At 72.0% G+C, this 14,039-nt stretch carries 11 protein-coding genes; 6 read left to right on the top strand and 5 right to left on the bottom strand.

Translation table 11 applies throughout. The annotated features are described in order from the left end of the window. Positions 1-29: 29 nt before the first annotated feature. Positions 30-1,376: an ABC transporter substrate-binding protein gene (locus tag ACGFIE_RS07140; protein ID WP_393291957.1), complete on the bottom strand. Its 1,347-nt coding sequence runs from the start codon at positions 1,374-1,376 to the stop codon at positions 30-32. Positions 1,377-1,395: 19 nt separating this feature from the next. Further along, positions 1,396-2,520: a LacI family DNA-binding transcriptional regulator gene (locus tag ACGFIE_RS07135; RefSeq protein ID WP_363681550.1), complete on the bottom strand. Its 1,125-nt coding sequence runs from the start codon at positions 2,518-2,520 to the stop codon at positions 1,396-1,398. Between the two features lie 238 nt (positions 2,521-2,758). Between ACGFIE_RS07135 and ACGFIE_RS07130 the strand changes: the two genes are divergently transcribed. The 5 genes from ACGFIE_RS07130 to ACGFIE_RS07110 all read left to right on the top strand — a co-directional run bounded on the left by ACGFIE_RS07130 (position 2,759) and on the right by ACGFIE_RS07110 (position 9,697). Further along, on the top strand, positions 2,759-4,087 hold the full coding sequence (locus ACGFIE_RS07130) for a Gfo/Idh/MocA family protein (RefSeq protein WP_393291955.1): 1,329 nt from the start codon (positions 2,759-2,761) through the stop codon (positions 4,085-4,087). Positions 4,088-4,113: 26 nt separating this feature from the next. Then, positions 4,114-5,547: a glucuronate isomerase gene (gene uxaC, locus ACGFIE_RS07125; RefSeq protein ID WP_393291953.1), complete on the top strand. Its 1,434-nt coding sequence runs from the start codon at positions 4,114-4,116 to the stop codon at positions 5,545-5,547. A 55-nt stretch (positions 5,548-5,602) separates the two neighbouring features. Further along, positions 5,603-6,907 (top strand): enolase C-terminal domain-like protein, encoded by a 1,305-nt coding sequence (locus tag ACGFIE_RS07120; RefSeq protein ID WP_393291951.1) that lies wholly within the window; start codon positions 5,603-5,605, stop codon positions 6,905-6,907. After that, positions 6,898-8,391 carry a mannitol dehydrogenase family protein gene (locus ACGFIE_RS07115; protein WP_393291949.1) on the top strand — a complete coding sequence of 498 codons (1,494 nt, stop codon included), beginning with the start codon at positions 6,898-6,900 and terminating at the stop codon, positions 8,389-8,391. The genes ACGFIE_RS07120 and ACGFIE_RS07115 overlap by 10 nt, the downstream gene beginning before the upstream one ends. 88 nt (positions 8,392-8,479) lie before the next feature. After that, a complete protein-coding gene (locus tag ACGFIE_RS07110) occupies positions 8,480-9,697 on the top strand; it encodes a Gfo/Idh/MocA family protein (protein ID WP_393291947.1) in 1,218 nt (405 codons plus the stop codon). 378 nt (positions 9,698-10,075) lie between these two features. On the opposite strand, the gene ACGFIE_RS07105 is transcribed toward ACGFIE_RS07110, so the two are convergent. Genes ACGFIE_RS07105 through ACGFIE_RS07095 form a run of 3 tightly spaced genes read right to left on the bottom strand, consistent with a single transcriptional unit; the run spans position 10,076 to position 12,468 of the window. Further along, positions 10,076-10,672, bottom strand: a complete 597-nt coding sequence (locus ACGFIE_RS07105; RefSeq protein WP_393291946.1) for a hypothetical protein — start codon at positions 10,670-10,672, stop codon at positions 10,076-10,078. Positions 10,673-10,729: 57 nt separating this feature from the next. Continuing rightward, on the bottom strand, positions 10,730-11,386 hold the full coding sequence (locus ACGFIE_RS07100; protein WP_393291944.1) for a response regulator: 657 nt from the start codon (positions 11,384-11,386) through the stop codon (positions 10,730-10,732). Then, positions 11,383-12,468, bottom strand: coding sequence for a sensor histidine kinase (locus tag ACGFIE_RS07095; RefSeq protein ID WP_393291942.1), 1,086 nt, complete (start codon positions 12,466-12,468; stop codon positions 11,383-11,385). Before ACGFIE_RS07095 ends, ACGFIE_RS07100 begins: the two co-directional genes overlap by 4 nt. Positions 12,469-12,654: 186 nt before the next feature. Between ACGFIE_RS07095 and ACGFIE_RS07090 the strand changes: the two genes are divergently transcribed. Next, positions 12,655-14,007, top strand: coding sequence for a polysaccharide lyase family 1 protein (locus ACGFIE_RS07090; RefSeq protein WP_393291940.1), 1,353 nt, complete (start codon positions 12,655-12,657; stop codon positions 14,005-14,007). The last annotated feature ends 32 nt before the right edge of the window (positions 14,008-14,039 follow it).

Genomic DNA, 14,039 nt, shown 5'->3' with positions numbered 1-14,039 from the left:
ACAGCTCCTCTCCTCGCCTGGTGCGGCGGTCAGGCGATGGCGGACTTGCACGCCTCGATGAACTGGCCGGCGGCCTCGACGGGAGTGGCCCGGCCGTACTGGACGTTCTCGGCAGCCTTGATCAGTTCCGACTTGACCTTGCTGTGCCCCTTGATCGGCACCTGCGGCGACGGGCCGAACTTCTGGGTCAGCTCCGCCTCGACGGCGATGGACTGCTTCATGGCCGGGTCGGTGGTGCCGTCGCTGACCAGGCGGCGCAGGTCCAGGTTGGACGGCAGGCCGCGGTCGGTGCCGAGCAGCTTGACGGCCGCCGGGTCGTTGTTCAAGAAGTTGATCACGTCGACCGCGACGTCCTTGTTCTTGCTGCCCTTGAACACCGACCAGTACATCGAGGCCCGGGCCCACTGCGCGCTCGGATCACCTGGGTAGGCGATCACGCCCAGCTCGTCCTTCGTGTTCTTCTTCAGGTCCGGCATCTGGTTGGCCCAGACCCAGGAGGTGGCCGCCTTACCGGTGACCACCAGCTGCTTGGTGACGTCGCTGGAGTTGCCCTCGTGGATGACGTCCGGGGTCGGGGTGGCCTTGCGCCTCCGGGCGTCCGTCCACAGCTCGAACCACCCGGTCACGTCCTGGATGGTGAAACCGAGTTCCTTGCCCTTGTAGAGGTCCTTGCCCTGCTGGCGCAGCCACACCCAGAGCGCCTTGTAGTCGGCGCTCGGGTCCTGCGTGCCGGGCATCCTGGTCGCGGCGGTGACCTGCTCGGCCCAGGCGATGTGCTGCTCCCACGTCATCCCGGTGGTGGGCTCGGGCAGGTTGTTCTTGATCAGCAGTGTCTTGTTGTAGACCAGTCCCTGGGTGTTCTCCCCGGCGGCCAGGCCGGCGAGCTTGCCGTCGACCACGCCGTACTGCCAGAGGCTCTCGGGAAACTTCGAGGTGTCCAGCTTGGCGGACTTCTGGTAGGGGGTCAGGTCGAGCGTGGTGCTGCGGGCCGCGTACTCCGCCAGGTAGTTGTCGTCGATCTGGAACAGGTCCGGCGGGTTGCCGCCGGCGGTGAGAGTGGCCAGCTTGTCGAAGTAGCCCTGGTTGGCCTGCCAGGTCGTCTCGAAGGTCACGTTCGGGTGCTTGGCGGTGTAGAGGGCCAGGGCGTCCTCGGTCAGCTTGGCCCTGGCGTCGCCGCCCCACCAGAAGATGGAGAGCTTGACCGCGGCGCTCGGGTCGGCGGCGCCGTCGTCGTCTCCGCAGGCCGCGGCGCCGAGCATCAGCGGTGCGGCGACTGTCGCGGCGAGCAGGCCACGCAGGAGTCGCCGCCGGGGCAGGACGGTACCGTGCCGAAGCCCGGCGGGCGTGTCGGTGGTGGGGGGCGTTGCGGGGTGCATGTGCGCTCACTCCTCGGCATTAGGAGGCGACGGCGTCACCGGTGGCCACGGTCGGGACGCCCGGGCCCGCAGGGCAGGCCGGGCCACGCGAGGCGGTCAGGGGACGTGCCGGTCGGGCGTGTGGGCCCGGACCGGTCGAGTCGCGGATGACCAGGTCGGTCTGCAGCATTACCTGTGCGGTGGTACGACGGACGCCGCGCGCCGTGCCGGCACCGGGGCTCCGCGCGCCGCGCGGTGACTCGATGTCCTGTTGCAGCAGCATGTCGACGGCCGTCCGGCCGGCGGCCCCGGTGGGTGTGGCCACCGTCGTCAGTTTGGGGCGGGTGAGCCGGCTCAGGGCGATGTCGTCGACCCCGACGACACTCACCTCCTGCGGCACCCGGACCCCGAGCGCGTCCAGCCCCGCGATGAGGCCGATCGCCATCAGATCGTTGTAGGCGAGCACTGCCGACACGCCACTGCGCCGCACCTGCTCGGCCACGGCGAAGCCGCCGGTCTCGGTGGGCGCGTTGGGGCCGAGCACTGTCAGCTCCGCGCCGCCGCCGCGGGCGGCCGTGGCGGCGGCGCGGCGCATCTCCCGGTTGGTCCACGAGCTGCGCGGACCGCCGAGCAACGCGATGCCACGGTGACCGAGACCGATCAGGTGCTCGATCGCCGCCCGAGCGCCCTGCCCGACGTCCATCAGGACGCAGGGCAGGCCTGTCACCTGGCGGTTCACCACCACCAGGGGCACCTCCCGGCTGAGTTGCTCGATCAGGCTGTTGCTCATCCGCGGGCTGCACAGCAACACCCCGTCGACCTGCTTGGCGAGCGCGTGGACCAGCTCCTCCTCGGCGGTCGGGTCCTCATTGGTGTCGGCCACGAAGACGTGGTAGTCGCGGTGGCGGGCCTGGCTCTCCGCCGCCTTGATCAGCGGCGGGAAGAACGGATTTGCGATGTCGGCGATGATCAGCCCGATGTTGTGCGTCCGCCCGGTGATCAGGGCCCGGGCCGCGCGGTTCGGGCGGTAGCCCAGGTCCTCCGCGCAGGCCAGCACCCGGACCCGCGTCTCCGGGTTGACCAGGTGCGGGGCCGAGAACGTGCGGGACACGGTGGAGATGTGCACCCCGGAGGCGCGGGCGACGTCCCGGATGGTGACTGGCACGGCGGGCCCTTCGTCCGATGTGGCGACGGTCACGTGGGTGCCGCCAATTAATGCAAACGGTTGCTCCAGTGTCAACGGTCAATGGTTGCGCCTCTGTTGCGTCGGCGCTCCTCGTGGTGACCATCCATGCCGCAAACGCTGACATTTCTCGCCGATTGCGCCGTCGTCGTTGACGTCGTCGCATTGATCGTGATTACTTCACTGCAAACCTTTGCAGGGATCACCTGGGGGCGATCGCATGTCACCGAGATCCGACGGCCGAGTCCGGTACGCCGTCGTGGGCACCGGCGCACGGGCGGAGATGTTCGTCCGGGCCCTGGTGCTCGACCACGCCGACACCAGCGAGCTGGTCGCCTTCGCCGACGTCAACCAGGCCCGGATGGACGCGCACAACCGTTGGCTCGCCGAGCTGGGCCACCGCCCGGTGGCCACCTACCCGGCCGGTGAGTTCGGGGCCATGCTCGACTCCGAACGCGTCGACGTCGTGCTGGTCACCAGCGTGGACGTCACCCACGACGAGTACGTGGTGGCCGCGTTGCGCGCCGGCCGGGACGTGGTCACCGAGAAGCCGATGACAGTGGACGCCGCGCGCTGCCGGCGCATCCTGGACGCGGTGACCGAGACCGGCGGCCGGGTGACAGTCGCCTTCAACTACCGCTACAACCCGCTGCACGAGCAGGTCCGCCGCCTGCTCGCCGACGGCGCGGTCGGCGAGATCGGCTCGGTGCACTTCGAGTGGCTGCTCGACGTGCGGCACGGCGCCGACTACTTCCGCCGCTGGCACCGCGACAAGGCCACCTCCGGCGGGCTCATGGTGCACAAGGCCAGCCACCACTTTGACCTGGTCAACTGGTGGCTGGGGGCCACCCCGGTCGAGGTGTACGCCGCCGGACGCCTGTTCTTCTACGGCGAGGCCGGACGCCGACACGGCTACGCCCGCGACTACGAACGGGCGTACGGCTCTCCCGCCGCCGTCGACGACCCGTTCGCGCTGCGCCTCGACGCGCACCCGAGGCTGCGTGAGCTCTACCTCGACGCCGAGGCCGAGGACGGCTACCAGCGCGACCGCAACGTGTTCGCACCCGGCGTCAGCATCGAGGACGACATGGCGGTGCTCGCCCGCTACTCCACCGGCGCGACGATGAGCTACCACCTCACCGCGTACGCCCCCTGGGAGGGTTACCGGGTGATGGTCAACGGCAGTCGGGGGCGGTTGGAGCTGGAGGTGACCGAGAACGACTTCGTCGACCGGGGCACCGCCGGCGCGGTCAAGGGCGCGGCGCTGCACGGTGTCGAGGCGGCGGCCGAGGGTGGCGGCGCGACGCTCACCGTGCGCCCGTTCTGGGAACCGCCCCGGCAGATCCCGGTCGAGGGTCGTACCCGACACGGGCACGGCGGCGCGGACGCCCGGATGACCCGGGTGCTCCTCGGCGGCGAGCCCGATCCGTTGGACCGTGCCGCGACGGCCGACGACGGCGCTCTGGCCCTACTCACCGGCCTGGCCGCCAACCGGTCCTTCGAGACCGGGCAACCCGTCCGGGTCGCCGACCTGCTCACCCCCCGCTGATCCAGGAGACGAGGAGCCCCCGCCCCGTGTCGACGTCCGACCACACCGACCTGCTCCTGCCCTCCGAGCCGGGCCAACGCGCGCTCGCCCGGGAGCTGTACGCCCACGCGGCGCGGCAGCCGATCATCTCGCCGCACGGGCACGTCGACCCGGCCCTGCTCGCCGAGGACAGGCCCTTCCCCGACCCGGCGCAACTGCTCATCGTGCCCGACCACTACCTGACCCGGATGCTGCTCAGTCAGGGCGTACCCCCGTCGGACCTGGGCGTGCCGACCCGCGACGGCAGCCCGGTGGAGACCGACGGTCGGGTGATCTGGCGGCGCTTCGCCGCGCACTGGCACCTGTTCCGGGGCACCCCCTCGCGGCTCTGGCTGGAGCAGACCTTCCGCACCGTGTTCGGGGTGCACACCCCGCTTCGCCCGACCACCGCCGACGCCCTCTACGACGAGATCGCGGCCCGCCTCGCCGAGCCGGACTTCCGGCCCCGGGCGCTGTTCGAACGGTTCAACATCGAGGTCCTCGCGACCACCGAGTCGCCGCTGGACGACCTCGCGCAGCACGCCAAGCTCGCCGCCGACGGGTGGGGCGGACCGGGCGGCCGGGTAGTCACCACGTTCCGCCCGGACGACGTGGTGGACATGGAGCACGAGAGCTGGTCGTCCAACGTGGCACGCCTCGGCGCGCTGGCCGACGAGGACACCGGCACGTACACCGGCTATCTGGCCGCCCTGCGGGCCCGGCGGGCCGCGTTCATCGCCGCCGGGGCGACCTCGTCGGACCACGGCCACCCCACGGCCCGCACCCTGGACCTGACCCCGGCCGAGGCGGCCCGGCTGTACGACAGGGGCCTGCGCGGCGAGGCCGACGCGGCCGACGCGGAGGCGTTCCGGGCGCACATGCTTATGGAGTTCGCCCGGATGTCGCTCAACGACGGTCTGGTCCTCCAGCTGCACCCCGGAGCGGTGCGCAACCACAACCGCTGGCTGTACGCCCGGCACGGCCGCGACGTGGGCGGCGACGTCCCGCAGGCGACCGAGTACGTGCACGCGCTCGCCCCGCTGTTGGAGCGCCACGGCAACGATCCCCGCCTGCGGGTGGTGCTCTACACCCTCGACGAGGACACGTTCACCCGTGAGTTGGCGCCTCTCGCGGGTGGCTACGCGGCGCTGCTGCTCGGTGCGCCCTGGTGGTTCCTGGACTCCCCCGAGGTGCTGCGCCGGTTCCGGGAGACGGTCACCGAGAGCGCCGGCTTCTACAACACCACCGGGTTCGTCGACGACACCCGGGCGTTCTGCTCCATCCCGGTACGCCACGACGTGGCCCGCCGGGTCGACGCCGGCTTCCTGGCCCGGCTGGTCGCCGAGCACCGGCTGCCGCTGGACGAGGCGGCCGAGACCATCGTGGACCTGGCGTACCGGCTGCCGAAGCGGGTCTTCAACTTCGGCGGCGACGACAGGTGAGCGCCAGGAGCGCAGCGCAGCGGAGCCCCGCGGTCGCGAACGAGAGGCAGGCTCAGTGAGTGTCACCATCACCTCCGTCGAGGTACACGACGTGCGGTTCCCGACCGCCGCGCGGGGCGACGGCTCCGACGCGATCAACCGCGGCGACTACTCGGCGACGTACGTCGAGCTGGGCACCGACGCCGGGTCGACCGGCGCCGGGTTCACGTTCACCAACGGCCGGGGCAACGAGATCACCTGCGCGGCGGTGCGGGCGCTTGCCCACCACGTGCGAGGTCGCACCGTCGAGGACATCGCGGCCGAGCCGGTGACGTTCTGGCGTTCGCTCAGCGCCGACGTGCAGTTGCGCTGGCTGGGCCCGGAGAAGGGCGTCATCCACATGGCGACCGGCGCGCTTGTCAACGCCGTGTGGGACCTGCGGGCCCGGATGGCCGGCAAACCGATGTGGCGGTTCCTCGCCGAGCTGCCCACCGACGAGCTCGTCGCCAGCGTCGACTTCCACCACATCACCGACGCGCTCACACCGGACGACGCGGCGGCGATCCTCGACAAGGGACGCGACGGCCTCATCGACCGGTTGGCGACGCTCGATCGCGACGGCTTCCCCTCGTACACCACCTCGGTCGGCTGGCTCGGCTACCCCGACGACAAGGTGCGGGCGCTGACCCGCCGGGCGTACGACGACGGATGGCGGGCCATGAAGATGAAGGTCGGCGGTCCACTCGCCGACGACGTGCGCCGGGCGCGCATCATCCGCTCCGAGATCGGCCCGGACGCGCTGCTGATGATGGACGCCAACCAGGTGTGGGACGTCGACGAGGCGATCACCGCGATGACCGCCCTCGCGGAGGTGGACCCCTACTGGATCGAGGAGCCGACCCACGCCGACGACATCCTCGGCCACGCGCGGATCGCCCGCGCCGTCGACGAGTTGACAGGCGGTCGGTGCCGGGTGGCCACCGGCGAGGTCGCCGCCAACCGGGTGATCTTCAAGCAGCTGCTCCAGGCCGAGGCGATAGGCGTGATGCAGATCGACGCGTGCCGGGTCGGCGGCGTCAACGAGGTCCTGGCCGAGCTGCTGCTGGCGGCGAAGTTCGGGGTGCCGGTCTGCCCGCACGCCGGCGGCGTGGGCCTCTGCGAGTACGTCCAGCACCTGGCGATCTTCGACTACCTGCGGGTGGGCACCAGCCTGGACGGGCGAATGATCGAGTACGTCGACCACCTGCACGAACACTTCGTCGACCCGGTCCGCACCAGCGGCGGCCGATACCTGCTGCCCGACCGGCCCGGCTACAGCGCCACGATGAAACCGGCGTCGATCGCCGAGTTCCGCTTCCCGGACGGTCCGGCATGGCAGTGACCGTCGGCGCCTCCCGCCTCGGCCTGGGCGTGCTGCGCCACCTGCCCGTCGAGTCCCGTCCACTCGTCCGTCCGGGCACGGTGCCGGTCGGCGTCGTACACCTGGGGTTGGGCGCCTTCCACCGCGCGCACCAGGCCGTCTACACCGAGGCGGCGGTCGGCGCGGCCGGCGGCGACTGGGGCATCGTGGCCGTCGCCCCGCGCAGCACCGCGGTGGTCGAGGCGCTCGCCGCGCAGGACAACCTGTTCAGCGTCAGCACCCTGTCCGCCACCGGCAGCACCACCCGGGTGGTGGGGGCGCTGAGCGGCGTACGACACGCGCCCAGCGACCCGGACGCCGTGGTCGCGTTGCTCGCCGACCCGGCGGTACGCGTGGTGACGCTGACCGTCACCGAGAAGGCGTACCAACTCGACCCGGTGACCGGCCGACTGTCCCCGGACGCCGCGCTCGTCGCGGACCTCGTCGGCGGTCGGGCGCCGACGACGGTGCCGGGGCTGCTGCTGCGCGGGCTGGCCGCCCGCGCCGCCGCCGACGCCGGGCCGCTGGCGCTGGTGAGCTGCGACAACCTGCCGGCCAACGGCCGGCGGCTGCGCGGTCTGGTCGACCAAACGGTCGAGCGGGCAGCCGGGGTGCCCGCCGGGCTCGTCGACTGGGTGGTCGCCAACGTGACCTGCCCCGGCACCATGGTGGACCGGATCGTGCCGGCCAGCACCCCGGAGACCATCGACGCGGCCCGCCGGGCGCTCGGCGTGACCGACCTGGCGGCGGTCGCCGCGGAGCCCTACGCGCAGTGGGTGATCGAGGACGACTTCCCCGGCGGCCGGCCGGGCTGGGAGCACGCCGGTGCGGTGCTCACCGACGACGCCGGGCCGTGGGAGCGGTTGAAGCTGCGCAGCCTCAACGGCGTGCACTCGGCCGTGGCGTACCTCGGCGCGTTGGCCGGCCGGGAGACCATCGCCGACGCCCTGGAGATCCCGCACCTGACCGACGTGCTGCGCCGACTGATCGCCGAGGACGTCGCGGCCAGCTTCACGCCGCCCGACGGGGTACGCGTGGTCGACTACGGCGAGCAGGTCCTCGCCCGGTTCGCCAACCCGGCGATCCGGCACCGCACCCTCCAGGTCGCGGTGGACGGCTCACAGAAGTTGCCGCAGCGCATCCTGCACACCATCGCCGACCTGCGCGCGGCCGGCCGGTCCGCGCGCTGGGGCGCGCTCGTCGTGGCGTCCTGGTTGCGCTTCGCGCTGGGGTACGCCGACGACGGCTCACCGTTGCCGTTGCAGGACCCGCTCGCCGGCCCTATCCGGGCCGCCCTGGACGCCGGCGCGCAGAGCCCGGCCGGCGCGGTGGACGCCGTCTTCGCGCTGCGCGAGGTCATCCCGGCCGAGGTCGCCGACGACGACGAGGTACGCGCCGACGTCATCACCTGGCTGACCGCGCTCGGACGACACGGCGTCGAGGCGACCCTGGCCGGTGCCCGGTGAGCGGTGCCGCGCCGGCCGGCGTTCCGTCGGCGCTGTCCGGCGCTCCGGTGAGCCGGGCGACGCCTGCCGACGTCTCGTGAACGGGTCGGTGCCGCCGACCACTGTGCCGCCGACCACGGTGGCGGTGATTGGGGCGAACGGGCACGGCCGCTCGCACCGGCGGCTGATCGCGCCGCTGCACGCCGAGCGCCGGCTGCGGCTGGTCGCCCTTGTCGACGTCCAACCGGTGCGCGACGAACCAGAGGCGCCGATCCCGCCGGGGGTCGAGGTGTTCACCGACCATCGGGCGATGCTCGCCGCCACCCGACCGGAGGTGGTGGTGATCTGCACCCCGCCGCACACGCATCTGCCGATCGCCCGCGACGCGCTCGCGGCCGGCGCGGACCTGCTGCTGGAGAAGCCGCCGGTACTGTCGCTGGCCGAGCACGAGGAGCTGACCGACGCGCTGGCGGCGACCGGCCGGGTGGCCCAGATCGGTTTCCAGGCGCTCGGTTCGGCGGCGCTGACCGCGCTCACCGACGCGCTTGCCGCCGGCCGGCTCGGCGCGGTCACCCGCATCGCGACAGTCGCGGCCTGGCAGCGACCGGACGCCTACTACGCCCGCTCCCCGTGGGCCGGTCGTCGGTTCCTGGACGGCCGTCCCGTGCTGGACGGTGCGCTTGTCAACCCGCTCGCGCACGCCGTGATGCAGTGCCTGGCCGTCGCCGAGGCGCTGGGCGGGGCCCCACCGTGGCCGGCCGCCATCGAGGTGGAGCGCTACCGGGTGCGGCCGATCGAGGTGGAGGACACGGCGGTGCTGCGGGTCCGGTTCCGGGCCGGCCCACCGGTGCTGGCGGCGGTCACCCTCGTCGCCGAGGAGTTCGTGGCGGGCGAGGTGGTGGTGACCGGCACGACGGGACAGGCGGTGCTGGAATATCCGACGGACCGGTTGCGCCTGCCCGGCGACGTGGTGACCCGTCGGATCCCCGGTCGACGGGGCCTGCTGGAGAACCTCCTCGCCCATCGGGCCGACCCGGCCGGGGTGCCGCTGATCGCCCCGCTGGCCCGGACCGCGCCATTCACGGCCCTGCTGGACGCGCTGCGGGCCGCACCGGAGCCACGGCTGCTCGACGGCGACCTGGTCGACGTGGTGGACGACGCAGGACAGCGTGCCCGCCACCTGCGCGGCGTGGTCGACGTGCTGCGCCGCTCCGCCGAGCAGGGCGCCCTGCCGAGCGAGTGGGGCGTGCCGTGGGCCACCCCGCCGTACCGGGCCCAGCTGACGGCCCATCCCCAGGCGGGTGCGGCGAGCAGGAAGATCAGGTGATGAAAAGTAGGTCGGAAACGGTTCTGGGGCCCACTTTTCATCACCTGATCGAGGCGGGACGATCGGCCGATCCCCGCGCGGGCGTGCGTGCCCTAGCGTGTGGCCGTATGGATTCCGTGGGCCTGGTCCTTGCGGCGGCGGCCGCCGTCGCCAACCTGGCCCTCGCCGCGGTGTTGCTCGCCAGAAGCCGTGGCGGCAATTCGGTGCCCCGGATCCTCGGCCGCCCGCAGCACTTACCGCGTCTGCGGGCGGCGATGCACATCTGCCTGGGATTGGGGCTGGGCATCGGCTGGCTCACGCGGGACATCTTCCCGCCGCACTCCACAGGCGACGCGGTGGTGTTCACCGCGGCGAGGATCCTGCTGGTGGCCGGCGTCGTCACCGCCCTGCCGGTCGCGTTCCGGCATCCGCGCCGTCACGCTGGGGGCCTCGTACGACACGGGACCGCGACAGCGACCGCAGCCCCAGATAGAGGAACGGCAACAGCAGGAACAGGTCCGCCAGGTGCGCGATGGACGCCTCCCGGGTGATGCGGCTCAGCGGGAACACGACAGCGCCCAGGCTGACCATGATGCCGACCGGTAGTGGCGCCACGCGCACCTTGGCCAGCACGAGGCCCAGGACGAACAGGCTGAGGGGAAACAGCGGTCCGCACGTCCAGTACACCGCGTACGCGGCGAACGGATGCTCGCCGAGTCGTTCGACCGCATCGGCGTGGGAGACGGCGAACAGTCCCTCGTGAATACTCTGTACGCCGTAAGCCACCCCACCGATCGCGCCGAACACCGTTACCGGCAACCCGATCGCGACGTACGTCGGCGTGGTGGGCCGCAGCCGTTCGAACAACCCGATCAGCCCGATGAGCCAGCACGCGTTCGACAACACGATGATCGTGCCGGCGGTGACGCCTTGAGTGTCGTTCTGCCAGAAGAAGCCGGCGAGCAGATTCAACGCCGGACCAAGAATGAGAAACATGACTGGAACGCTACGAGCGGCGTCCCCGTACCGGATCTGCCATCGGTGGGCGTCGGCCTAACGCCGTCGCGGTAGGCCGACAAGCCCGCTGCGGTACGCGAAAACGACCAGTTGTGCCCGATCGCGAGCCCCGAGTTTCGTCATCGCCCGGTTGGTGTGGGTCTTCGCCGTGGCCGGGCTCATCCCCAGCCGGCCCGCCACCTCCGCTGTCGACAGGCCGTCGGCGACGAGACCGACCACCTCCCGCTCCCGGGAGGTCAGGCTGTCCAGGCCCGGCACTTCTGGACCGCTGGCGAAGGCGGCGATGAGCCGTCTCGTCACGGCGGGCGCCAGCAGCGCGTCACCGGCGGCGACCACGCGTACCGCCCGGCGCAGTTCGTCCGGCTCCAGATCCTTGAGCAGGAACCCGCTCGCGCCGGCCTGCAGCGCCGCGAAGACGTACTCGTCCAACTCGAAGGTGGTCAGCACCACAACACGTACGTTGGGCAGCCTGGCGTCGGCGAGGATCCGCCGGGTGGCCGTCAATCCGTCCGTGCCCGGCATCCGGATGTCCATCAACACGACATCCGGCCGGTGCGCCCGGGTGAGAGCGATCGCCTCCTCCCCGTCGGTTGCCTCCGCGACAACCTCGATGTCCGGCGCCCGCTCCAGCAGGACCCGGAAGCCCGCTCGGACGAGGGTCTGGTCGTCGGCCAGCAGGACTCGAACCGTCATACCGGCAGCCACCCCCGCACCTCGAAGCCTCCGCCGTCGGCCGGCCCCGCTCGAAGCCACCCGCCCAGCCCGCCGGCGCGCTCGGCCATGCCCCGCAGCCCGTTGCCGGCCACCGGAACGCCACCCCGCCCGTTGTCGCGGACCGTCACGCACAGGCCGTCGGGACGGTATCCGACGCGCACCTCGATCTGGGCCGCACCGGCGTGCCGCAGCGCGTTCGTCACTGCCTCCTGAACGATGCGGTACGCGGTGGTCTCCACCGCCCGCGGCAACGCGCGCGGCTCGCCATCGCAGGTCACGACCGCACCTGTCGACTCGGCAAGCGCGGGCAGCCGATCGAGCGTGGGCGTCGGCGGCTCCGGCCCGGCCGCCGGGGTGCCGTCGCGCAGCACGCCCACCGCCGCGCGTAACTCCACCATCGCCTCGCGGCTGGCCCGGCGTACCTCGCGCAGCGCGGTTCGGGCCTGGTCGGGATCCTCGTCCAGCACGTCGGCGGCGACACCCGCCTGCACCGACACCACGGCCAAGGTGTGCGCCGTGACGTCGTGGAGCTCCCGGGCGATGCGGATACGCTCCTCGACGACCCGCTGCTCGGCGGCCCGGCTCTGGTCGGCGGCCAGCAACGCCAGCTGGGTCCGGCGCCCGCGCACCACCTCGCCGAGCAGCAACGCCGCCACGAACACGACTGTCGAGCTGTCCAGCGACGCGTCGAACGGCCGCGCGCCGGCCACCGCCACCCGCCCCTGGACATCCAGGAGCACGAAGAGCGCCGCGACGACGAGACCCACGCGTTGCCGCGACGCCGCACCGACGGAGTACAGCGCGACCCACGCGGGCACCGCCGGAGCGCCACCCGGGTAGTGGTGGATGTGGTAGGCCAGGTAGAGCCCGCCCACGAGGATCAGCACGCCGACCGGCCACCGCCGTCGAACGGGCAGCACGAGCACCATCACGGCGGCGGCAGCGTACGCCCACATGTCCGGCGCTCGGTCACCCAGCGCCACAGGCGTCGTCGCGAGCCGGTACGCGGTCAGCACGCCGACGGCCGCCACGACCATCGTCTCCACGACCCACCGCCGCATACCGCCTGACTGTACGGACTGCCGGACCCGTCGACATACCACGAACGTGGTATCCGCCTCGGCGGCCCGTCGTGGATCCGCCTCCACTGCAACATTCCTGCAAACAATAGATATTGACCAGAATAAAAGCGTGAACCTACCGTTCCTGGTGGATGCCGAAACACCACCAGCGAACGGAACCAATCAATGCGTACACCCCTCGTGGGCGCGATGGCGCTTGCCCTCCTGCTGGTCGGCGCACCGGTGCCCGCTTCCCGCTCCGACTCCGTCTCCGCCGACCGGCTGTCCTGGTCGGCCCGTCAACTCGGTCGGCAGGCGCTGCCCGAGCGGGACGGCTGGGCGGCCGAGGGCACCGGCACCACAGGCGGTTCGGCGGCGGCGCCCGAGCGGACGCGTGTGGTGCACGACCGCGCCGGGCTGGTCGCCGCGCTCGGTGGTGACAACGCCAGCAACGCCACCGACGCCACCGCGAAACTGATCTACGTCGACGGCGTCATCGACGGCTTCGAGGGACCGGACGGCACCGCGCTGAGCTGCGCCGACCTGGCCGACCCGGCGTACCGGCTGGACGCCTACCTGGCCGCGTACGACCCGGCGGTCTGGGGTCGGGTGCCGCCGGCGGGGCCGTTGGAGGAGGCCCGGGTGCGCTCGGTGGCCAACCAGACGCGCCTGACGCAGCTCAACGTCGGCCCCAACACCACTATCGTCGGGCTGCGCGGCGCCCGGCTGACCGGCCTCACGCTCATGATCGACCGGGCGTCGAACGTCATCGTGCGCAACCTGACCTTCGTGGACGCCCGGGACTGCTTTCCGGCGTGGTCCCCCACCGACGGCGACGCCGGCAACTGGAACAGCCAGTACGACCAGATCTCCGTACGCCGCAGCGAGCACGTCTGGGTCGACCACAACACGTTCACCGACGGCGACAACCCGGACAGCGCGCAACCGACCTACTTCGGACGGCCGTACCAGGTGCACGACGGATCGCTGGACGTCACACACACCGCGAGCGGTGTCACCGCCTCCTGGAACCGCTTCACCGGGCGGGACAAGCTGATGCTCATCGGTTCGTCAAACACCGTCGGCCCGGACGTCGGCCGGCTGAAGGTCACCCTGCACCACAATCTCTTCGACGGCGTCCTGCAACGGTTACCCCGGGTGCGTTTCGGCCAGGTCGACGTGCACAACAACCTGTACCGGCTCGGCGGCGACGGCTTCCAGTACGCCCTCGGCGTCGGTGTGCAGTCGGCGATCTACGCGCAGAACGACTTCTTCGCCCTCGACGGCGACCTCGATCCGGCCGATCTGCTCTACGACTGGGGCGGCACGGCGCTCACCGAGCGGGGCTCGTGGGTGCGCCAGGGCGGCGGCCCGGCCCGGCCGGTGGACCTGCTGGCGGCGTACAACGCGACCCACGATCCCGACCTGGGTGCCGACGCGGGTTGGGTGCCCACCCTGCGTCACGACCCGGTCCTGCCCGCACCACTGGTCCCGCTCCTGGTGGGCCCGCTCGCCGGCGCCGATCGGCTGCCGCTCTGACCGCCCGGCCGCGTTGATCGACTCCGTTTCCC

The organism is Micromonospora sp. NPDC049275 (assembly GCF_043197115.1).
Lineage (GTDB): Bacteria > Actinomycetota > Actinomycetes > Mycobacteriales > Micromonosporaceae > Micromonospora.
This window is presented reverse-complemented; position numbering and strand designations above follow the sequence as displayed.

Bases quoted from the DNA above. Each gene is read 5' to 3' on its own strand.
- ACGFIE_RS07140 (WP_393291957.1), bottom strand. From the start codon at position 1,376: ATGCACCCCGCAACGCCCCCCACCACCGACACGCCCGCCGGGCTTCGG.
- ACGFIE_RS07130 (WP_393291955.1), top strand. From the start codon at position 2,759: ATGTCACCGAGATCCGACGGCCGAGTCCGGTACGCCGTCGTGGGCACC.
- ACGFIE_RS07115 (WP_393291949.1), top strand. From the start codon at position 6,898: ATGGCAGTGACCGTCGGCGCCTCCCGCCTCGGCCTGGGCGTGCTGCGC.
- ACGFIE_RS07105 (WP_393291946.1), bottom strand. From the start codon at position 10,672: ATGTTTCTCATTCTTGGTCCGGCGTTGAATCTGCTCGCCGGCTTCTTC.
- ACGFIE_RS07100 (WP_393291944.1), bottom strand. From the start codon at position 11,386: ATGACGGTTCGAGTCCTGCTGGCCGACGACCAGACCCTCGTCCGAGCG.
- ACGFIE_RS07095 (WP_393291942.1), bottom strand. From the start codon at position 12,468: ATGCGGCGGTGGGTCGTGGAGACGATGGTCGTGGCGGCCGTCGGCGTG.
- ACGFIE_RS07090 (WP_393291940.1), top strand. From the start codon at position 12,655: ATGCGTACACCCCTCGTGGGCGCGATGGCGCTTGCCCTCCTGCTGGTC.